A 20,629-nucleotide genomic window follows, 5' to 3' on the forward strand; every position below is an offset into this window, starting at 1 on the left:
AGTGCACGCTGCTCATGAATGCCGGAGTTGTTCGGCTCTATGGGATGAAGTCCCCTACCGGGTGAGGCCTTCGGCCCTTCTCACCCGGCGGGGGCCCAGCCTTCATCGCAGACCCGGGGGGGCTAGAGGGAGCCGACGCGCTGGAGCCAGTTGAAGGACCAGTAGCCGGGGAGGGTCGGCAGCCAGAAGGTGAGCAGCCGGAACAGCAGCGTGGCCGACACCGCGACGCCGGAGTCGACGCCGGCGGCGGTGAGGCCGAAGACGTACGCCGCCTCCACGGCACCGAGGCCGCCCGGCGTCGGAGCCGCCTGGCCGAGGGTCGACCCCGCGAGGTAAACCAGCGCGATCGCCGCGTAGTTCATGGGGCCGGAGTCGAACGCCTCGACGCAGGCGATCATGCAGAGGGCGAACGCCGCGTTGAGCAGCAGGATGCCGCCCATGCCCTCGACGATCTTCCACGGCTGCTGGGTCAGCGTGACCAGGCGGGGACCGACCTCGTTGAAGATCGGCCGCACGCGGTCGACGAGGATCTTGCGCACCGGCCCGAACATCAGCAGCAGCGCCAGGATCAGAACGACGCCGACGACTGCCCAGATCGCCCAGGCGGGCGGCTGCAGCTCGATCGAGCTGTTGGTGCCCGCCAGGATTCCGACGATGAACAGCATCGCGATGTGCAGGACGAAGGCGAACACCTGGGATACGCCGACGCTCGCCGCTGCGAGCGCGGGGTGCAGCCCTGACCGCTGCAGGTAGCGCACGTTCACCGCGACCGCGCCGACCGTGGGCGGCGAGACGAGCGTGGCGAACGCCGCCGCGAGCTGGGCGGCGAACGTCCGCACGTGCGAGAGCTGCTCGGGCACGAAGCCCGACAGGGACAGGGACGCACCGACGAAGGTCAGGAACGACAGGACGAGCGCGACGAGCGCCCACCGGAGGTCGGCCTGGCGCACGAGCCCGACGAGGTCGACCTGGGCCAGCTGGCTCAGCAGGACGTAGCCGGCGATGGTGCCCGCCACGATCGTGAGCAGCGTGCGCGGCGTGATGCGGCGCAGCTCGATGGGCGGAGTCTCCGCCGCGGACGGCCTCAGCGCCACGAGCTCCTCGCGCACCAGGCCGAGCAGCTTCTTGTTCTTGCGCACGCGGCGTCGGGTGTCGCTGGAGAGCGCCACGATCTGCAGTGCCGGGAGCGCCCGCAGGATCTTCTCCTCGCCGAACACCCGCGCCCCTGCCGCCACGGCCCGGGCCGGGTCGGTCATGAGCGCCGCGGTCGCGAGGATCTCGGCGAGGTCGATGCGCTCGGCGAGGTCGCCGGCCGCGATCGTGCCGTGCTGCAGGCCCGCGAGCCACACCTGGCCCTCGCGCGGCCGGATGATCTGCTCGGCGGAGAGCGCCCGATGCGCGATGCGGTCGCGGTGCAGCCGCTGCACCGCCGTGAACGCGGCGTCGAGGTCAGCGTCGGTCAGCACGCCGGGGCCGATCTCGGCCCACGTCGTGCCCGGGATCTGGTCGTACGCGAGCAGGGTGGAGTCGGGCCCGACCTCGCTCGCGAGGCGCAGCGCGGGCACCGGTGCCCCGGCCGCCGTGCCGGCGTAGGTCATGAGGGCCGCGTGCTCGAGCTGGGCGCGCATCGAGAAGCCGCCGGGCGAGCCGGGGTCGGTGCGCAGCCTGAGGTTGCGCCAGGCCGCGGCGCCGACGCCCGCGCCCTCGAGGTCGCGGTCGAAGACGACGACGCGCAGGGGGCTGCCGCTGCGCGTGTACGCCGAGTACTGGCGACCGCGCGCGGTGTGGCGGTCGGCCCGCAGGAGGGTGAGGGGCAGGCCGGCCCGGTCGAGGACGTCGGCCACCTGGATCCCGCTCGGGCGGGTGGTGGGCGTGCCCAGCGCGTAGCGGGCACCGAGCCCCACGGCCCAGCCGAGCAGCAGCGACAGCCCGATCACCACGACGGTGGACGATCCGTTCGTGATCGGGCCGACGGACACCGCGACCACCGTGATGACGGCGAACACGCCCCAGCGACCGCGGCCGAGCAGGCGCGCCACGGTGATGAACGCGACGAGCCCGACGATGAGCGGGTTGAGCACGAACACCCGCGAGGGCTCGTCCGTGCCGGTGAGCGCCAGGAGCAGCTTGCTCGAGCCCCACAGCGCGACCAGGGCGGCGATGAGCACGGCGAGGGCGGTGGCCACCACCATCGCGCCGATCGCCTCGACCAGCTGGCGGCCGCGCTTGCGGACGAGCAGGTCGATGGCGGCGGCGATCGGGAGGCCGAGCAGGCCCAGCGCGCCGATGACGTTGAGCGCGAGCAGCAGGAACGACGGCAGCCGCCCGCTCACCTGCGTGACGTCCTCCTCGATGCCCGTGCTGGTGGCGCTGAGGAAGTAGGCCACGGCCACGAGCACGGCCATGCCGAGGATCGCGAGGCTGAGACGGATCACGTCGGCCGGGCGGCGGACGCGCCGTGGGATCACGCCGTCCTCGATCACGAGGGTGCCGTGGCTGTCGTCGTCGAAGGTCCGCTCGAGCGGGTAGTCCGGCAGCGACTGGTCCCGGGACGTGGTCACGGGCGCCTCGGGACGGCCGTCGACGGGGTCGACGGACGGACGCGGCTCGACGGACACGCGACTGATCGTCGCATCCCCCGGAGGTCGAGGTGCACAGGCGGGCAGGATGGCGGGCGTGACGTCGCCCGCTCGGACCCGCCCGCGCGCGGATCCCGACACCGCGGCGGGCCTGCCCACGCCGTACGCCGAGGCCGTGCTCGACCTCGTCTCGCGCATCCCCCCGGGCCGGGTGATGGCGTACGGCGACGTCGCCGCGGCCCTGCAGCGCGGCGGCGGGCCCCGGCAGGTCGGCACGGTCATGGCCCGCTTCGGCTCGGGCGTGCCGTGGCACCGGGTCGTGCGCGCGGACGGCTCCCCGGCGGTCGGCCACGAGGCCGAGGCCCTGCGACGCCACCGGCGCGAGGGCACCCCGCTGCGGGGCACCCGCATCGACATGGCCCGGGCGCGCTGGGCGCCCGAGATGTCGCACCCGGGTGATGGGATCGGGGAGTGACCAGCACCTCCGCCGACGCCGTGCACGCGTCGGACATCCCGAAGCTGGTCCTCGACCGGACGCCGCCGCTCTCGGCCGCGGCGCCCGCGCTCGACGCCGAGCAGCGCCGGGTCGTGGCGCACCGGGAGGGCCCGCTCCTCGTGCTCGCCGGCCCCGGCACGGGCAAGACCACGACCCTGGTCGAGGCGATGGTCGCGCGGTTGCAGGGACCGACCGCGGTGCGCGCCGACCAGGTGCTCGGCCTCACGTTCGGCCGCCGCGCCGCCGGGGAGTGGCGCGAGCGCGTCACCGCCCGCCTCGGTGGCGGGGTCGTCCCCACCGTCACCACGTTCCACTCGTTCGCCTACGCGCTCGTGCGCCAGGCGGCCGACCCCGAGGCCTTCGCCGAGCCCCTGCGCCTGCTGTCCGGCCCCGAGCAGGAGGCGCGCCTGCGCGAGCTGCTCACGGGTGCCGTCTCGGACGGGCGCCTCGCCTGGCCCGCCGACCTCGCCGCCGCGCTCGGCACGCGCGGCCTCGCGTCCGAGGTGCGCGCCGTCGTGGCGAAGGCCCGCGCCCTCGGCCTCGACCCCTGGGACCTCGAGGCGCTGGCCGCCCACGCGGGCAGCGTCGGCCCGGCGTGGAAGGCGGTCGGAGAGTTCCTCGGCGACTACCTCGACGTGCTCGACGCCGAGGGGGTCACCGACTACACCGAGGTCGTCCACCGGGCCGGGCTGCTCGCGCACGACCCGGACGTGCAGGCCCGGCTGCGGGCGCAGTACTCCGTGGTGCTGGTCGACGAGTTCCAGGACACCGACCCCGCGCAGGTGCGGCTGCTGCAGGGGCTCGTCGGGCCCTCGACGTCGTTCGTGGTGGTGGGCGATCCCGACCAGAGCATCTACGCGTTCCGAGGCGCCGACATCGGCGGGATCCTCGGCTTCCGCGAGACCTTCCGAGCCCCCGACGGGTCCGACGCCCCCGTCATCGTGCTCCGCCGCACCCGCCGCTTCGGGCCGGTGCTGCGCGCGGCCGCCGGGCGGGTGCTGCGCACCACCTCGCTCGCCCCGCTGCCCGCCACGATCGTCTACGACCACCGGCACCCGGTCAGCGAGGCACCGGCGTACGGCGAGGGCTCGCTCGAGGTGCGCACCTACGACTCCGAGCACGCCGAGGCCGCGCACGTCGCCGACCGGCTCCGTCGCGAGCACCTCGAGCGCGGCGTGCCCTGGTCGGACATGGCGGTGCTTGTGCGCAGCGGGCGTCGCTCGATCCCCACGCTGCGACGGGCGCTGCTCTCCGCCGGCGTCCCGGTCGAGGTGGCGTCCGACGAGGTGCCGCTGCACGACGAGCCCGCCCTCGCGCCGCTCCTCACCCTGCTGCGGGTGGCGGTCGACCTCGGTCAGCCGCAGGGCCCGCCCGATGCCGGGGCGGTCGACGACGACACGGTCCACACGCTGCTGCTCTCCCCTCTCGGCGACGCCGATCCGGCCGACGTCCGGCGGCTCGGCGGCGTGCTGCGCCGGCTCGCGCGCGAGGAAGACCCCGACCAGCGGCCCGCACCGTCGGGCGAGCTGCTGCGCCGTCTGCTCGTCGACCTCGTGGCCGATCCCGCGACCGTCCTGCCCGTGCAGCAGTCGGCGGCGGGCAGGGACGCCCGCGCGCGGCACGCGCAGGAGTGCGTGGTCCGTGTCGCCCGGCTCCTGCACGCGGCACGCGAGGTCATGGCGAGGCGGGGGAGCACCGAGGAGGTGCTCTGGACCGTCTGGTCCGGCTCGAACGGCCGGGGCGGGTCGGGATGGCCACGGCGCCTCGAGCAGGCGGCCCTGCGCGGGGGCGACGGCGGTCGCCGTGCCGACTCCGACCTCGACGCGGTCCTCGGGCTCTTCGCCGCGGCCGAGCGGGCCGAGGACCGGTTCGGCGGACGCCGCGGCGTCGCCAACTTCCTGGCCGAGCTCGACTCGCAGGTGATCCCGGCCGACAGCCTCGCCGAACGCGGCATCCGCGGGCCTGCCGTCCGGCTGCTCACCGCGCACCGTGCGAAGGGCCTGCAGTGGCGGCTCGTCGTGGTGCCGGGCGTGCAGGAGGGCGTGTGGCCCGATCTCCGTCGTCGGGGCTCGCTCCTGCAGGCCGACCGCCTCGAGCGCACGGGCCTCGGCGAGGCCGCGCCCCCCGCGGCCCTGCTGGCCGAGGAGCGGCGGCTCTTCTACGTCGCCTGCACGCGGGCGCAGGAGTCGCTGGTCGTCTCGGCCGTGCGGTCGAGCCACGACGACGGCCCCCAGCCGTCGCGCCTGCTCGCCGAGCTCGCCGGCGGCGAGGACTCGGTGGCCCACGTCATCGGTCGCCCGGCGCGGCCGCTGTCGGTGAGCGGGCTCGTCGCACAGCTGCGCGCGACGGCGGTCGACAGCGCGCTGCCGGCCACGTTGCGGGCAGCGGCCACCCGCCGGCTCGCGGCCCTGGCCTCGGCCGCCGACGACGACGGCCGCCCGCTGGTTCCGGCCGCCCACCCCGACCGCTGGTGGGGCCTGCTCGACCCGACCGAGTCGTCGGAGCCGGTCCGTGAGGCCGACGCTCCGGTCGCGCTGTCCGGCAGCCAGCTCTCGACCCTCGGGAAGTGCCCGCTGCAGTGGTTCCTCGGGCACGAGACCCACGCCGAGGTGGCGCGCACGACCGCGCTCGGGTTCGGGTCGGTGGTGCACACGCTCGCCGACGCCGTCGCGCGCGGCGAGCTGCCGCCGGACCTCGCCGTGCTCGAGACCGAGGTCGACCGGATCTGGTCCGCGCTGGGGTTCGAGGCCACCTGGCAGAGCGAGGGCGAGCGGGTCGAGGCGAGCGAGGCGCTGCGCCGGTTCCTCGACTGGCACGACGGCAGGGACGACCGCACCTTCGTGGCGAGCGAGCACGAGTTCGACCTGCAGCTGCCCGTCGGCGAGCACGGCGTCCGGGTGCGCGGATCGTTCGACCGGGTCGAGGTCGACGCCGACGGCGCCGTGCACGTGGCCGACCTCAAGACCCAGCGCAACCCCGAGACCGGAGACGCCCTCGCCGAGCACATCCAGCTCGGCGTCTACCAGCTCGCGGTGCAGCGCGGCGCGCTCGACTCGCTGCCGGCCGACGTCCGCGAGCGCGCCGGTCTCCCGGCGCCCGGTGAGTCCGTCCACGTCGCCGGGGCCGAGCTCGTGCTGCTGCGCGTCGAGCGCAAGCGCACCGGGATGCCGGCGGTGCAGGAGCAGGCGCCGATCGGCGACGGGCCGTCGTGGGTCGACGAGGCGGTCGAGTCGGCCGAGCAGCGGGTGCGCGCCGAGCTGTTCGTGGCGCGCCCCGGCAGCCACTGCTCGATGTGCGACTTCCGCCGTGCCTGCCCCGCGGTCGACGAAGGCCGGGAGGTGCTGCCGTGAGCAACGTCCCGGTGCGCCCGCGCACCGCCGTCGACGGCTTCGGCGTCCGCGAGCTGAAGGCGCTGCTCGGCGTCCCGTTCAGCGACGAGCAGATCGCGGCGATCACCGCGCCGCTGTCGCCGTACGTCGTCGTGGCGGGCGCCGGCTCGGGCAAGACCACGGTGATGACGGCACGCGTGGTCTGGCTCGTGGCGACTGGCCAGGTGCGCGCCGACCAGGTGCTCGGCCTCACCTTCACGAACAAGGCCGCGAGCGAGCTCGCCTCCCGTGTCCGGGACGCTGTGCGCGAGCTCGCGCAGCAGGAGTCCGGCGACCTGCCTCCGGGCGAGGAGGTCGACCTCGGCGAGCCCGTGATCGCCACCTACCACTCGTTCGCGGGCCGGCTGCTGTCCGAGCACGGGCTGCGCATCGGGGTCGAGCCGCAGGCGCGGCTGCTCGGCGAGGCGGCGTCGTACCAGCTCGCCCACCGCGTCGTGGTGCGCACCCGGCGCGACCTCGTGCCGCTCGGCAAGGGCGTCGGCGGCGTGGTCGGCGACCTGCGGGCGCTCGACGGCGAGCTCGCCGAGCACTGCGTGGAGCTCGCCGAGCTCCGGGCCTGGGACGAGCGGTTCGTCGCCGAGGTCGAGGGCCAGGTCAAGATCATGGCGGGTGCCCGCGACGCCGCTGCGGTGTCGCGCAAACGGATCGAGCTCGCGCACCTCGTCGAGGAGTACCGCGCCGAGCGCCGCCGGCTCGACGTCGTGGACTTCTCCGACCAGATGCGCTTCGGTGCGCGCCTCGCCGAGGACTGCCCGGAGGTCGGGGCGGCGCTGCGCGAGCAGTTCGCCGTGGTCCTGCTCGACGAGTACCAGGACACGTCCGTCGCGCAGCGGCGACTGCTCACCGGGCTGTTCGGCGGCGGTCACCCGGTGACTGCGGTCGGCGACCCGCTCCAGGCCATCTACGGCTGGCGCGGTGCGAGCGTCGCCAACATCGACGACTTCCCCGTGCACTTCGCGCCGGCATCGGGCGGTCGGGCGCCCGTGCTGCCGCTCGCGGAGAACCGGCGCTCGGGCAGCAACGTGCTCGACTCCGCCAACCTCGTGGCCGCCGACCTGCGGGCGCTGCACCCCGAGGTCGCGGCGCTCGTGGCGGCCGACCCCGGCAAGCCGCCGGGCGCGGTGCGGCTCGCCCTGCACCAGACGTACGCCGAGGAGATCGACTGGCTCGCCGACCAGGTGGTCGGCGAGATCGCGGCGGGCACGGCACCGGGCGACGTGGCGCTGCTGGTGCGCGTCGGGTCCGACCTGCCGCCGGTGATGGCGGCGCTGGCCGACCGTGGCGTGCCGTTCGAGGTGCGCGGCGTCGACGGCCTCCTCGCGGTGCCCGAGGTGGCGGAGGTGCTCGCCGTCCTCGACGTGCTGCACGACTCGACCGCCAACCCCGCCCTCGTGCGGCTGCTGGCCGGCCCGCGCTGGCGCATCGGCCCGCGCGACCTCGCGCTGCTCGGCCGCCGCGCCCGCCAGCTCACCGGTGGACGGGCATGGGGCGAGGCACGCGACCTCCAGCAGCAGCTCGACGACTCCGTGGGCGGCACCGATCCGGCCGACGTCGTGTCGCTGCTCGACGCGCTCGACGACCCGGGCGACCTGCCGTACGGCAACGACGCGCGGCGCCGGTTCGCCGCACTGTCCGGCGAGATCCGCGCGCTGCGCCGGCACGTCGGCGACCCGCTGCCCGACCTGGTCCACCGAGTCGTCACGACGACCGGGCTCGACATCGAGCTCGCCGCATCGCCCGAGCTCGTGGTGCTGCGTAGGGCCGAGGCGCTGGCGTCGTTCGTCGACCTCGTGGCGGCGTTCCAGGACGCCGAGGGCGCGTCGTCGGTCACGGCGTTCCTGTCGTGGCTGCGCCTCGCCGAGCGCTTCGACAAGGTGCCCGAGCTCGAGCGCACGCCGTCCCGCGACGCCGTGCAGCTCATGACCGTCCACAAGGCCAAGGGCCTCGAGTGGCCGGTCGTCGTGCTGCCGTCGGTGACGGTCGGCGTGTTCCCCAGCGCGCGGGGCCGGTCGCGCTGGCCGGAGAGCGCCAAGACGCTGCCGTACCCGTTGCGCGGCGACTCCGCAGCCCTGCCCCGTCTCGACGGGCTGACCAAGAAGGACTTCGACGCGTTCGTCGACTCCTGCCGGGCCGGGGACGAGCTCGAGGAACGACGGCTGGCCTACGTCGCGCTGACGCGTGCCAAGCGCCTGCTCGTCGCCTCGTCGTCGTGGTGGGGGCCGCGGCAGAAGAAGGTCCGCGGGCCGTCGCCGTACCTCGACCTGCTGCGCGAGGCGGCCCTCGACGGCGCGGGCGAGGTGGCCGTGTGGGCCGAGCGCCCCGACGACGACGAGTCCAACCCGGTGCTCGACGAGGTGGTCGAGGTGCCCTGGCCGGTCGTGCCGGACGCCGCTGCTCTCGCGGCGCGGCGCGCGGCCGCGACCTCCGTGCTCGACGGGCTCGGCACCGACATCTCAGCGCTCATGCGCGAGCACGTCGACCTCGCCGTGGTCGAGGGCGTCTCGCCGCTGCTCGGGCTCGATGCCGCCGACCTCGGCACCGTCGTCGGCTGGGACGACGACATCGCGCTGCTGCTCGAGGAGCGACGCTCCGAGCGATCGGCCACGCGGGTGGTGCCGGTGCCGTCGTCGCTCTCGACGTCGGACCTCGTGCGGCTCGCGGCCGATCCCGACTCCTTCGCACGGCGCCTCGCTCGCCCCGTGCCGGCCGCGCCGGCGCAGTCCGCCCGCCGCGGCACGCGCTTCCACGCCTGGGTCGAGGCCCACTACGGCGTGCAGCCGCTCCTCGAGCCCGACGACCTGCCGGGAGCGGCGGACGGCCTCGACGACGACTCCGACGAGGCCCTCGACGCCATGCGTGCGGCGTTCCTCGCGAGCCCGTGGGCCTCCCGGACGCCGGTTGGGATCGAGGTCGGGTTCTCGCTCGTCCTCGGTGGCCGTGTCGTCCCGGGCCGCATCGACGCGGTCTTCTCCGAGACGGCGGCCGACGGTGTGACGCGCTACGAGGTCGTCGACTGGAAGACCTCGCGCCGTCAGAGCGCCGACCCGCTGCAGCTCGCGGTCTACCGCGTCGCCTATGCCGAGCTGCTCGGCGTACCGCTCGAGCGGGTCGACGCCGCGTTCGTCTACGTGCGCGACGGCTCGGTCGTGCGGCCGGAGGGTCTGCCCGACCGTTCTGGCCTCGAGGTGCTGCTCGCCGGCTGACCTGCCGCCCACCGCCGTGCGGCCTGCCTCAGCGTCCCGCGTGCCTCGCGTGGCTACGGTGAGCGTGCACGATCGGCGCGGACGGGCAGGGAGGACCACGTGACCAGCGAGCCCGTCGGCGCGCTCGGCCCGAGCGACCCGACGCCCGAGGACGTCGACGCCCTGGTCGGCAGCCCGCCGCGCAGTCTCGGCCGTCGCCTGCTCTCGGGGCTGCTGACCTACGGCGTGGTGGCGCTCGCGCTCTGGTACCTCGTGAAGCAGCTGAGGAGCGAGGGCGGCATCGGCGATGCCCTCGCGCTCATCACACCGGCGCAGGTCGCGCTCATGTGCGTGCTGGGCGTGGTCAACCTCGCCACCAACTGGCCCCCGATCGTCATCGCCCTGCCCGGCCTGCGCGTCCGCGAGGCGGCCGTCACCAACACGGCGTCGGCGGCGCTCTCGAACACCGTGCCGGAGGGCGGCGCCGTCGCGACCGCGCTCAACGTCGCGATGCTGCGCTCGTGGGGCTTCACCATCCGCGACATCACCTCCGAGATCCTCGTGACGGGCACCTGGTCGCAGCTGACGAAGTACGTGCTGCTCTCGATCACGCTCGGGGTCGTGGTGATCCAGGGGACCGCTCCGGACGGCGCCGGCGTGTGGGCGCTCGTGCTCGTCGTGCTCGTGGCGATCGCCGTCGTCCTGCTGCTGCTCGTCCTGCGCAGCGAGCGGTTCGCCGTGCGGCTGGGGCGCTTCGTCGACTCGTTCCTCACCCGCGTGACCTCGTGGGTGCGGCACCCCTCGCATACGCGCTTCGCCGACGACGTGCCGCGCTTCCGCACCGGCATGGTCGGGCTCCTGCGCGTGTGCTGGGGACGCCTCACCGTGGCGATGGTCGTGTCGCTGCTGACCGCCGGCTCGATCCTCTACATCGCCTGCGTCATGCAGGGTCTCGGGGGCACCGTCACGTGGGCTCTCGCGATGACGGCGTACGGCCTTGCGACGTTCGCGTCGCTCCTGGTGCCCACGCCGGGGGGTCTGGGCGTCGCCGAGGTCGTCCTGACGTCGGTGCTGGCGTGGGCGGCGCCGGAGTCGGCGCAGGCCGCGGTGCTCGCCGCGGTCCTGCTGTACCGCCTCGCGACGTTCCTCGTCCCGATCCCGATCGGACTCGTGACCTACCTCTACTGGCGCACGTCCACCGCCTGGCGCGTCGACGTCGACTCCAAGCCCGTCGATCTCTCCGCCCGCTGAGGCGATTCGCCCGTGTCGTCCCGACCTCCCGGCCCTGGGGTCTAGAGGTCGAGGTCGACCGTGACTGCGGCGTGGTCGCTGACCGGGAGGGGATGCACTTGCGCGGTGGCGCTGCCGATCTGGGACGGCGTGAGGCCGTCGGCGAGCACGTGGTCGAGCTGCACGCGCGGCTTCATGACGGGGTACGTCTTCGCGCGGGCGAGCGGCGTCCAGCCGGTGATGCGCGCGGGCATGCCTCCGGGGAGGTTGAAGTCGCCGAGCAGCACGAGCGGGCGGGGCAGGCCCGCGAGCCACCGGCGCAGCGCGCGCAGCTGGCGGACGTTGTATCCGGGCACGAACGACAGGTGCGCGGTGACGACGGTGAAGGGTCCCCGGGCGCCTTCGACGACCGCTGCGACGGCGGCCCGGGGCTCGTCGGCCACGCGGATGAACTGCGGCCGCGGCTCGGCCGGGATCATGACCGGCAGGCTCCAGGGGGCCGGGTCGAACCGCGTGCTGCGCCACTCGAGCACGGGCAGCCGCGAGACGAGGCCGACGCCGTACAACGGGCCGATCGAGATCACGGTGCCGGGCGGACCGGGGTCGAGGTCGCTCGCGCGGCGGCGCAGGTCGGGATCGGGGAGGTGGGCGTTGCTCGCCCGCTCGTGCGTCTCGTCGGCCTCGGCCCAGCCGGGGAGTCCCGGCGTACCTGCGACAGACGGCGCGAAGCGCCACTGCTCGGCACCGATGGCCTCGGCCACCGAGCGCACCTGGTGCACGCCGCCGCTGCGCGGCTGGTCGACGTCGACCTCCTGCAGCCCGATCACGTCGGCGTCGAGCAAGCGGACCGCGTCGCGCAGCTGCCGGTCGTCGGCGACGGTGAGGCCGGTGGGCCGGCCGGCGTCATCGAGGTCGGGCGCGGCCATACCGCCGAGCACCGGCACGCCGTGCAGCAGGTTGTACGTCGCGAGCCGGACCATGTCCGAACGCTAAGCGCCCCAGCGCCGTACCGCGAACCGCACTCATCAGCCCAAGGGGTCAAGGAGTGCAGCTCAACTGCCGTGATCGACCCTAGGGGCGGAGAAGTGGGGCGGGTCAGTGCTCGAGGGCGACCTCTTCGACGGGCTTGGGGCGCTCGCCGGAGCGCTTGCGCATCCACTCGCGGGCGGGCTCCTCGACGATCCTCCACATGAGCCAGGCGACGACGACCGCGCCGACGAACAGCACGATGGTCGCCAGCGCGTAGAGCACGCCGCTGTCGATCCCCATCCTCGTGAGCACCGCGCGCCAGAGGCCGTACCAGACCGTGTGCGTCATGTAGAGCGAGAACGAGATGAAGCCGCCGAGCACGAGGCGGTCGGTGGCGAGGAAGCGGGAGAGGCCGCGGCGGCTGAGCGCGAGGACGCCGATCCACACGATGAGCAGCGGCACCAGCAGCAGGTGCCACTTCGGCGGCAGGTCGGCGACGTTCGGGGTGTCCTCGAAGCCCTCGCCGCCCCACTGCAGGCCGGGGATCCGACCGAGGACGACGGATGCCGCGACGATCACGATCGGCAGCGCCACCGACAGCGTGGTGGCCAGGCGCTCGACGCGCGGACGCGGGCCGTCCTCCGTCGCCGTCCAGAACCGCAGCACGACCACGTAGGTCAGCGCCCCGGCCGTGAACTCGGTGAGGATGCGGATCGTCGAGCCCCAGTCCGAGATGTAGTAGGGGTCGCCCTGGTAGGCGACGCCGTACCAGAGCAGCGGCACGAGGACGACGACCCAGGCCAGCGCGATCCAGCGCGTCGCGAGCCGCTGGTGGAAGCGGAAGAACACGAGCACGAGCAGCGGGAACAGCAGGTACGCGAGCCACTCCATCGACAGCGACCACGCCGGGAAGTTCCATCCGCGCTGCGGGTCGCCGCCCCACTCGTGGATCAGCAGCACCTGCTTCAGGTAGTCGACGACGTTGAACCAGTCGCGGTCGACGCTCTCGCCGGCCACCTTCGCCTGCAGGAACACCGCGAGGCCCGCGACGTTGAGCATCACGAAGTGCACGGGGTAGATGCGCGCGAGCCGCAGCCACAGGAAGTGGCGGGACGCCGGCCACGTGATCCGCGGCCCGAGCTTGGTGAGGTAGGTGTGCGTGAGGATGAAGCCCGACAGCGCGAAGAACAGGTCGACGCCCAGGCGCCCCACCCGCACGAACTCGTGCAGCACGGGCACGAGCAGCCCGAGCGTCGCGAGCGGCACCTGGAAGTGGTAGAGCATCACCCACGCCGCAGCCACGAACCGCACGCCCGTGAGCTGGCCGATGAAGCCCTTCATACCCGTCCCTCTGTACGCCGCAACCGTCGCGGGAATCCTCGCACGCGGCCCTCTGCCACCGACGAATCCGCGCCGGACGCGGGTCCTCGCGCACGCACCGGTGGGCGCGGCCGTAGGGTCGGGCGGGTGAGCGACCCGCAGCCCGATCCCGCCGTCCGCCAGCACGTGCTCGAGCATCGGCAGGCGCTCGTCGACGCGCTCCTCGAGTGGCTGCGCATCCCCAGCATCAGCGCCGATCCCGACCACGCCGACGACGTCTCGCGCAGCGCCGACTGGTTCGTGCAGCGCCTGCTTGCTGCCGGGTTCCCCGAGGTCGAGGTGTGGTCCACCCCGGGCCTCCCGACGGTGTACGCCGAGTGGCCGAGCGACGACCCCGACGCGCCGACCGTCGTGGTCTACGGGCACCACGACGTGCAGCCCGTCGACCCGATCGAGCTGTGGGACTCCGCGCCGTTCGAGCCGTTCGTGCGGGCCACGGCGTACGGCGAGGAGCTCGTCGGCCGCGGTGCGATCGACGACAAGGGGCAGATGGTCTACCACCTGTTCGGGCTCGCGGCGCACCTCGCGGCCACCGGCCGTACGAGCCCTGCCGTCACGCTCAAGGTGATCGTCGAGGGCGAGGAGGAGTCGGGCTCGACGCACTTCCGCCAGCTGCTCCTCGACAACCGCGAGCGGCTCCGCTGCGACGTCGTGGTGGTGAGCGACAGCGGCGTGTACGACCGCAGCACGATCTCGGTCGTCACCGGCATGCGCGGCATGATCGAGTGCCAGCTCGACCTGCGCGGGCCGGCGGGCGACGTGCACTCCGGCTCGTTCGGCGGCGCGATCCCGAACCCGGCAACGGTCGCGGCCCGCCTCGTGGCGGCCCTTCATGACGCCGACCACCGCGTGACGCTCCCCGGCTACTACGACGGCGTCGTGCCTCTCACCGACCGGGAGCGCGAGCTCATCGCCGCGCTCCCGTTCGACGAGTCCCGGTGGCTCGAGGGAGCCCGCTCGAGCGGGACCGACGGCGAGGCCGGCTACTCCACGCTCGAGCGGGTCTGGGCGCGACCGACCGCTGAGGTCAACGGGATCTGGGGCGGCTACACGGGCCCCGGGGGCAAGACGATCGTGCCGAGCGAGGCGCATGTGAAGCTGTCGTTCCGTCTGGTCGCCGGCCAGCGCAACGAGGACGTGATGACGGCGATGGAGGCCTGGCTCGACGACAGGCGGGCCGACGGCGCGGTGCCGGCCGGCATCGACGTCACCGCGACGTTCCCGCGGATCGGTGTGCGCCCGTGCCTCACCCCGCTCGACCACCCCGCCCTGCAGAGCGTCACGCGCGCGATGGCCCGCGCGTTCGAGACCGAGGTGCTCTACACCCGCGAGGGCGGCAGCGGCCCGGAGGCAGACCTCGCCGACGTTCTCGAGGCGCCGGTCGTCTTCCTCGGCGTCGGGCTCCCCGACGACCGCATCCACGCGCCGAACGAGAAGGCCGACATCGAGTTCCTCCTCAAGGGGGCCGAGGCGGTCGCCTATCTCTGGGACGACCTCGCCACCACCTGGGAGCGCTGAACTCGTTGCCGGACAAGGGATTGCTCGACTCACTGGCGCTCGCGCGCGGTTCCATCGACCGTGCGGCCGAGCGGCGCGAGGACGAGGCCTGGCTGGCGGCAGCCTGGGCCGACCAGTCGTCCCGCGTGCTCGTCATCCACCACGGCCGGGCCCCAGCGGTCATCGACCCCGACGGTGCAGGGGCGCCCGGGACCGTGGCCCTGCACTACGTGCCGTCGCTGGAGGCGCCGGACGGCGGGATCCGCGTGCTGCTCGCCGTCGTCGACGACGTCACCTACTTCGGGCTGCTCCTCGACGTCGCGGAGGATGCGCCGCCCGAGCATCCCGGCACCAGATGGCTGGGGCTCCGTGAGATCGGCGCCGCGCTGGGCGACGTCGACGCCGGGGTGATGGTCGCGGCCGTCGCGCTGGCCAACTGGCACGCGACGCACCCGCGCTGCCCGCGCTGCGGGGTGCCGACGCTGCCGACCCAGGCCGGCTGGTCGCGCACCTGCCCGGACGACGAGAGCCAGCACTTCCCGCGCAGCGACCCCGCGGTGATCGTGCTCGTGCGCGACGCCGACGACCGGGCACTGCTGGGTCGCCGCATCGACTGGCCCGTCAGCTTCTTCTCGACCCTCGCGGGCTTCGTCGAGGCGGGGGAGTCCGCCGAGGCGGCGGTGCTGCGCGAGCTGTCCGAGGAGGCCGGCGTCGACATCGACCCCGGCGCCCTGGACTACCTCGGCTCGCAGCCGTGGCCGTTCCCCTCGAGCCTCATGCTCGGCTACCACGCGCGGCTGGCACCCGGGTCGCGCGTCGCGATCCCCGACGGGGTCGAGATCGAGGAGGTGCGGTGGTTCACCCGCGAGGAGATGCATGCGGCCTGCGAGAGCGGCGAGCTGCGCATCCCGCCCGCGGTGTCCATCGCCCGCAGGCTCATCGAGGCCTGGTACGGCGGCGAGCTGCCGGGAGCCTGGTCCCGTCCATGACCGAGGGACGACGTCGGCCCCCGACCGCAGCGGCTGCGATCGGGGGCCGATGACGTACGCCGTGCGTCAGCCCATGGGCAGGCGCTGGGTGACGCGGTACTGGTTGCCGGTGGGGTCGCGGAAGCCGAAGTCGATGCCGTACGGCTGCTGGTTCGGCTTGTCGATGGTCTCGACGCCGTTCGCGACGAGCGCGTCGTACACCGCCAGTGCGTCGTCGACGGTGAAGAACACGGCCGTGGCGAAGCCCTTGGCCGCGATGTCCTCCACCTGCGCCTTGGTCGCCTCGTCCATGACGGGCGGCCCAGGGATGGCCATGAGCACCATGGCGGTTCCGTCCTGGCCCTTCGGCCCGACGGTGAGCCACCGGAAGTTGCCGAGCTCGGCGACGGTGACGTCCTCCTTGATCTCGAAGCCGACCTTGTCGGTCCAGAAGGAGGCCGCCTCGTCCTGGTCGCGGACCCAGATCTGGGTGGTGGAGAGCGTGAGCATGGGCTGACCTTCCGTCGTCGTCGTGGTGCCCCGAACCTAGGGCGCGTCAGGACGCCCGGTCTTCTCCGTTCGTGCTGCCCTTCACGGGCCTGCCGTACGCGCGGAGCATGCACCCCGGGATCGTGATCAGCTCGGCGGCAGGTGGGAACGACGCGCGGTAGGCGGTGGGGGACTTGCCGTACGCAGTGGTGAAGCTCGTGGTGAACGAGCCGACGCTCGTGAGCCCGACGCGCATGCAGATGTCGGCCACGGACCAGTCGGTGCTGCGCAGGAGCGTCGCCGCGCGCTCGAGACGGCGCGTGAGCAGATAGGAGTACGGCGACTCGCCGAACGCGCGCTTGAACTCGCGGCTGAAGTGGGCGCGCGACAGATGCGCGGCCGCCGCGAGGTCGTCGACCGTGAGCGGCTCGGAGTACCGCTGGTCGGCGAGGTCGCGCGCCCGCGTGAGGTGGCGGACCGGCGCGGTCGCGGGGGTGGACGGCACCGGCCCAGCGTAGGCACCGGGACCGACGAGCGGGAGCGCCGGCGCCGGCGTCTGCCAGGACACCGCGGCGGTTGCCGCCCTAGCGTGGTGCTGTCCGCAGCGGAGTGCCGTGGGGCGCCCGCGACGCGGGCGGAGGCGGTCATGAGCGGCTCCATCACGCCGACGGCGCCTGCCCCGTACGAGCAGGGGCCGTCGGTCGGCACCACACCTTCAGCAGCCCCGCGCCACCGCGGTCGCCGGGCCCTGGTCGTCCTCGCAGCCACCCTCGCCGTGCTGCTGGGGATCTTCTACCTCGGGGGAGGCTGGTACTTCTCCAGCCAGATCGAGTCGGGTGCGCTCGCGAGCACACCGGGTCCGATGGCCCCGTCGTACAACCTGACCGTGACGGTGGTCGAGCCGGGCTCGGTCACCTACCGGTCCTCCGGCGACCTCTCGCCGTCCTTCGAGCAGGCCTCGAGCTATGCGCTGCTCTGGGAGGGCGGCTGGGCGCACGTCGGTCCGCCGACGGACGTCGTCGACGGCGCGGTCACGCGCCCGATGAGCGACGTCACCGGTACGCCGCCCGAGGCGGGCACCCCGGCCGCGCTCGAGCGCGACTGGTACATCGGCGACCCCCAGACGGCGCTCGGCTATGCGTTCGAGGACGTCGTGGTGACGAGCGTCCACGGCCAGCTCCCCGCGTGGTACGTGCCGGCGGCAGAGGCGTCCACCTGGACAGCCGTGATGGTGCACGGACGCGACGGGTTCCGCCGCGAGACCCTCCGGGCGGCCGAGATCGCGCACAAGGCCGGGTACAACGTGCTCGCCATCACCTATCTCGGCGACTACGGGAACATGCCGTACGCCGACGGTCATCTCGGCTTCGGCACCACCGAGTGGCCGGACGTCGAGGCCGCTGTGCAGTGGGCCGTCGCGCGCGGCACGACGGACGTGGTCCTGGTGGGCAACTCCATGGGTACCACCGTCATCTCCGCCTTCCTGCGCGAGTCCGAACGCGCGTCGCTGGTTCGCGGCATGGTGCTCGACTCGGCGGCGATCGACCTGGCGCAGACGGTCGAGGCCGGTGCGGCCCAGGTGTCGCTGCCGGTCCTCGGTGCTCCACCGTCGAGCCTCGTCGCGGTCGCGGAGTGGTTCGCGCAGCTCAGGTTCGGCGTGGACTGGGACTACCTCGACTACGCCGACGACGCGATGTGGGACACGGTTCCGACGCTCGCGCTGCACGGGTCGGAGGATCCGACCGTCACCGTTCAGGTGAGTCGCGACTTCGCCGCCATGCACCCGGAAACCGTTCAGTACGAGGAGTTCCCGGGCGCTCAGCACGTGGAGTCGTGGAACACCGATCGTGCGCGCTACGAAGCCGTGCTGTCCGCGTTCCTCACGGAGGTCCGGACCGGCTGACTGGTCCTCCGACGCGCAGGCGCTGCCGGGCCGGCCAGCAGGACTGCTGCCGGCCCGACCGCGCCGTCCGGGGGCACGAGGACCGGGACCGGCGAGCGGGTGGGCTAGCCTCGCGGCGTCATGGATGCCGTCCTCGTCGCTGCTGCCGTCGTCACCCCTGAGCGCGTGCTGCGCCCCGGGTGGGTGCGCGTCGTCGGCGACCGCATCGATGGCGTGGGGGAGGGACCGCCGCTCGGCGGGGGCGTGACCGACCTCGGCGACTCGATCCTCGTCGCAGGCCTGGTCGACGTGCACTGCCACGGTGGCGGCGGGGAGTCGTTCGGCGCTGACGCCGAGGCCTCGGCCGGTGCGGCCGCAGCGCACCTGGCGCACGGCACGACCTCGGTGGTCGCCTCCCTCGTGAGCGGTCCGCAGGACCGCATGCTGCGCGAGATCGCCTCTCTCGCAAGCCTTGTCGAGGACGGAGTGATAGCGGGCGTGCACCTCGAGGGGCCGTGGCTCTCGCACGCGCAGTGCGGCGCCCACGACCCGTCGCAGCTGCGCGCACCCTCTCCTGGCGAGGTGCGGGCGCTCCTCGCCAACCCCGTCGTGCGGATGGTGACGCTCGCCCCCGAGCTCGACGGCGCGCTCGACGCCGTGCGCGCGATCGTCGACGCGGGCGCCGTCGCGGCCCTGGGTCACACCGATGCGGACCTCGCGACCACCAGGGCCGCCATCGCGGCAGGCGCGCGTCAGGCGACGCACCTGTTCAACGCCATGCGGCCGCTCCGGCATCGCGACCCCGGCCCGGTGCTCGCGCTGCTGGAGGACGACCGCGTGGCGCTCGAGCTGGTGCGCGACGGCGTCCACCTCGACCCCGACCTGTGCGCATGGCTCGACTCCACGGTGGCGCCGCACCGGCTCGTGGCGGTGACCGACGCGATGGCCGCGGCTGCGGGCGACGGCGGCCGGTACGTGCTCGGCAGCCTCGACGTCGATGTGATCGACGGGGTGGCACGCGTCGCCGGCACGGACACGATCGCCGGCAGCACGGCGACCGCCGACGCGCTCTTCCGTTCCGTCGCGGGTCCGTCGTACGACGACGCATCGCTGCAGCGCGCGGGACTGCAGACCGCGACGAACCCGGCCCGGGCGCTCGGGCTCGACGACGTGGGCGCGCTCGCCGCCGGGCTGCGCGCCGACCTCGTGGCGCTCGACCCGGAGGCCCTCCGGGTGCGCGGCGTGCTGCGCGCGGGGGCCTGGGCGACGGCCCCCGGGATGCGCTGAGCGCCGTCCATCACGAGTCGGTAAACCCGGGCGCCGGGCCTTGACGAGAGTTGGTTAGTAAACTTTACTAACCGCCATGTCCACCCGCTCCCCGCGTCGTCTTCAGCACGACAGCGCCGTTCTCCCCGCCGACGGGCGGCGGCAGAACCTGTCGCTGGTGCTCCAGGCGCTCTACACCGGGGGCGCGATGAGCAGGGCCGACCTCGCCCGTCGGCTGCAGCTCACCAAGGTGACCGTCTCGGACCTCGTCTCGGTGCTCCTCGAGCGCGGGCAGGCCGTCGAGCTCGGCCAGTCCGACACCGTGCGCCCGGGCAAGCCGGCCACCCTCGTCGACGTCAACCGCACGGGTCTGCAGGTGGTCGGCGTCGACCTGACCGCGCACGAGGTGCTGCGCGCAGCGGTGCTCGACCTCGACGGCAACGTCCTGCACCGCAGCGAGCGGCCGCTCACCGGCCGGGCCGCGGGGGCCGACGTCCTCGCCGACGTCCTCGCCCTCGTCGCCGACGCCGTGGCCCTCGCGACCGAGACCGTCCTCGGCATCGGCGTGGGCACGCCCGGAGTCGTCGGCCCGGACGGCGATGTGCTCACCGCCCCCAACCTCGGCTGGACCGACGTCCCGCTGCGCGCGCTCCTCGCCGAGGCGACCGGCCTGCCTGTGCTCGTGTGCAACGACGCCGATGCCGCGGTGCACGCCGAGCACACCCTCGGCGACGGCGGCGACGACCTGATCCTCGTGCGCATCGGCCTCGGCGTCGGCTGCGGCCTCATCGTCGACGGCCAGCGGGTGCGCGGCGCGCACTTCGCAGCCGGAGAGATCGGGCACGTGACCGTCGGCACCGACGGCGGCGAGACCTGCGGCTGCGGCAACGTCGGCTGCCTCGAGACCTGGATCTCCGCTCCGCGGCTGCAGAAGGCGATCGCCGACAGCGCCACGGACTCCGACGGTGCGCTTCGGTCGGCGGGCGAACGCCTCGCGATCGCGCTCGCACCGGTCGTGGCCGCGCTCGACCTCTCCGAGGTCGTGCTCGCCGGCCCCCATGAACTTGTCGACGGCCCGCTGCTCCGAGCCGTGGACGAGACCCTGCGCAGCCGGATGCTCGCGCGCAACGCCTCGGCACTCGAGGTGCGCGTCGCGACGCAGCCGGAGGACATCGTCCTGCGCGGGGCTGCAGTGCTGGTCCTCTGGGACCAGTGGGGGGTGGCCTGAATCCACCGAGCAGCAAGGACTCGAACCAGCCTGGCCGTCACGGCGGCCCATCCCACCGAATGGATGACCACGTC

The 20,629-nt window shown here is 73.9% G+C and carries 14 protein-coding genes; 9 read left to right on the top strand and 5 right to left on the bottom strand.

Going from position 1 to position 20,629, the window contains the following annotated elements; translation table 11 throughout:
• Window positions 1–122: 122 nt before the first annotated feature.
• The gene (locus ACFQGU_RS06435) at window positions 123–2,618 is read right to left on the bottom strand and encodes a lysylphosphatidylglycerol synthase domain-containing protein (RefSeq protein ID WP_386764867.1); all 2,496 of its coding nucleotides are present in this window, start codon (window positions 2,616–2,618) and stop codon (window positions 123–125) included.
• 49 nt (window positions 2,619–2,667) lie between these two features.
• Between ACFQGU_RS06435 and ACFQGU_RS06440 the strand changes: the two genes are divergently transcribed.
• The 4 genes from ACFQGU_RS06440 to ACFQGU_RS06455 all read left to right on the top strand — a co-directional run bounded on the left by ACFQGU_RS06440 (window position 2,668) and on the right by ACFQGU_RS06455 (window position 10,897).
• Entirely contained in the window at window positions 2,668–3,054 is a 387-nt protein-coding gene (locus ACFQGU_RS06440; RefSeq protein WP_386764869.1) for an MGMT family protein, read from the top strand.
• The gene (locus ACFQGU_RS06445; protein WP_386764871.1) at window positions 3,051–6,425 is read left to right on the top strand and encodes an ATP-dependent helicase; all 3,375 of its coding nucleotides are present in this window, start codon (window positions 3,051–3,053) and stop codon (window positions 6,423–6,425) included. Before ACFQGU_RS06440 ends, ACFQGU_RS06445 begins: the two co-directional genes overlap by 4 nt.
• On the top strand, window positions 6,422–9,667 hold the full coding sequence (locus ACFQGU_RS06450; protein WP_386764872.1) for a UvrD-helicase domain-containing protein: 3,246 nt from the start codon (window positions 6,422–6,424) through the stop codon (window positions 9,665–9,667). Before ACFQGU_RS06445 ends, ACFQGU_RS06450 begins: the two co-directional genes overlap by 4 nt.
• Window positions 9,668–9,766: 99 nt before the next feature.
• The gene (locus ACFQGU_RS06455) at window positions 9,767–10,897 is read left to right on the top strand and encodes a lysylphosphatidylglycerol synthase transmembrane domain-containing protein (protein WP_386764874.1); all 1,131 of its coding nucleotides are present in this window, start codon (window positions 9,767–9,769) and stop codon (window positions 10,895–10,897) included.
• Between the two features lie 41 nt (window positions 10,898–10,938).
• On the opposite strand, the gene ACFQGU_RS06460 is transcribed toward ACFQGU_RS06455, so the two are convergent.
• Both ACFQGU_RS06460 and ACFQGU_RS06465 read right to left on the bottom strand, forming a co-directional pair.
• Window positions 10,939–11,856, bottom strand: coding sequence for an endonuclease/exonuclease/phosphatase family protein (locus ACFQGU_RS06460; protein WP_386764875.1), 918 nt, complete (start codon window positions 11,854–11,856; stop codon window positions 10,939–10,941).
• Between the two features lie 115 nt (window positions 11,857–11,971).
• A complete protein-coding gene (locus ACFQGU_RS06465) occupies window positions 11,972–13,186 on the bottom strand; it encodes an acyltransferase family protein (protein WP_386764877.1) in 1,215 nt (404 codons plus the stop codon).
• A 126-nt stretch (window positions 13,187–13,312) separates the two neighbouring features.
• On the opposite strand from ACFQGU_RS06465, the gene ACFQGU_RS06470 reads away from it, so the two are divergent.
• Both ACFQGU_RS06470 and nudC read left to right on the top strand, forming a co-directional pair.
• Complete coding sequence (locus ACFQGU_RS06470; RefSeq protein ID WP_386764879.1) at window positions 13,313–14,743, top strand: M20/M25/M40 family metallo-hydrolase; 1,431 nt, start codon at window positions 13,313–13,315, stop codon at window positions 14,741–14,743.
• Between the two features lie 20 nt (window positions 14,744–14,763).
• Complete coding sequence (nudC, locus tag ACFQGU_RS06475) at window positions 14,764–15,711, top strand: NAD(+) diphosphatase (RefSeq protein ID WP_386764880.1); 948 nt, start codon at window positions 14,764–14,766, stop codon at window positions 15,709–15,711.
• Window positions 15,712–15,777: 66 nt separating this feature from the next.
• Here nudC and ACFQGU_RS06480 read toward each other — a convergent pair whose 3' ends face one another.
• Together ACFQGU_RS06480 and ACFQGU_RS06485 are read right to left on the bottom strand one after the other, a co-directional pair.
• The gene (locus ACFQGU_RS06480) at window positions 15,778–16,200 is read right to left on the bottom strand and encodes a VOC family protein (protein ID WP_386764882.1); all 423 of its coding nucleotides are present in this window, start codon (window positions 16,198–16,200) and stop codon (window positions 15,778–15,780) included.
• 46 nt (window positions 16,201–16,246) lie between these two features.
• Window positions 16,247–16,684 carry a helix-turn-helix domain-containing protein gene (locus tag ACFQGU_RS06485; RefSeq protein ID WP_386764883.1) on the bottom strand — a complete coding sequence of 146 codons (438 nt, stop codon included), beginning with the start codon at window positions 16,682–16,684 and terminating at the stop codon, window positions 16,247–16,249.
• 141 nt (window positions 16,685–16,825) lie between these two features.
• Here ACFQGU_RS06485 and ACFQGU_RS06490 point away from each other — a divergent pair, with 141 nt between their 5' ends.
• The 3 genes from ACFQGU_RS06490 to ACFQGU_RS06500 all read left to right on the top strand — a co-directional run bounded on the left by ACFQGU_RS06490 (window position 16,826) and on the right by ACFQGU_RS06500 (window position 20,555).
• Entirely contained in the window at window positions 16,826–18,082 is a 1,257-nt protein-coding gene (locus ACFQGU_RS06490; RefSeq protein WP_386764885.1) for an alpha/beta hydrolase, read from the top strand.
• Window positions 18,083–18,202: 120 nt separating this feature from the next.
• The gene (locus tag ACFQGU_RS06495; protein ID WP_386764887.1) at window positions 18,203–19,348 is read left to right on the top strand and encodes an N-acetylglucosamine-6-phosphate deacetylase; all 1,146 of its coding nucleotides are present in this window, start codon (window positions 18,203–18,205) and stop codon (window positions 19,346–19,348) included.
• 76 nt (window positions 19,349–19,424) lie between these two features.
• Window positions 19,425–20,555 carry an ROK family transcriptional regulator gene (locus ACFQGU_RS06500; RefSeq protein WP_386764890.1) on the top strand — a complete coding sequence of 377 codons (1,131 nt, stop codon included), beginning with the start codon at window positions 19,425–19,427 and terminating at the stop codon, window positions 20,553–20,555.
• The last annotated feature ends 74 nt before the right edge of the window (window positions 20,556–20,629 follow it).

Source organism: Longivirga aurantiaca (assembly GCF_042660085.1).
In the GTDB taxonomy this organism is placed as follows: domain Bacteria; phylum Actinomycetota; class Actinomycetes; order S36-B12; family CAIYMF01; genus Longivirga; species Longivirga aurantiaca.

Coding starts and splice junctions, on each gene's coding strand:
- ACFQGU_RS06465 (WP_386764877.1), bottom strand. CDS start 13,186: ATGAAGGGCTTCATCGGCCAGCTCACGGGCGTGCGGTTCGTGGCTGCG.
- ACFQGU_RS06440 (WP_386764869.1), top strand. CDS start 2,668: ATGGCGGGCGTGACGTCGCCCGCTCGGACCCGCCCGCGCGCGGATCCC.
- ACFQGU_RS06500 (WP_386764890.1), top strand. CDS start 19,425: ATGTCCACCCGCTCCCCGCGTCGTCTTCAGCACGACAGCGCCGTTCTC.
- ACFQGU_RS06490 (WP_386764885.1), top strand. CDS start 16,826: ATGAGCGGCTCCATCACGCCGACGGCGCCTGCCCCGTACGAGCAGGGG.
- ACFQGU_RS06460 (WP_386764875.1), bottom strand. CDS start 11,856: ATGGTCCGGCTCGCGACGTACAACCTGCTGCACGGCGTGCCGGTGCTC.
- ACFQGU_RS06480 (WP_386764882.1), bottom strand. CDS start 16,200: ATGCTCACGCTCTCCACCACCCAGATCTGGGTCCGCGACCAGGACGAG.
- ACFQGU_RS06495 (WP_386764887.1), top strand. CDS start 18,203: ATGGATGCCGTCCTCGTCGCTGCTGCCGTCGTCACCCCTGAGCGCGTG.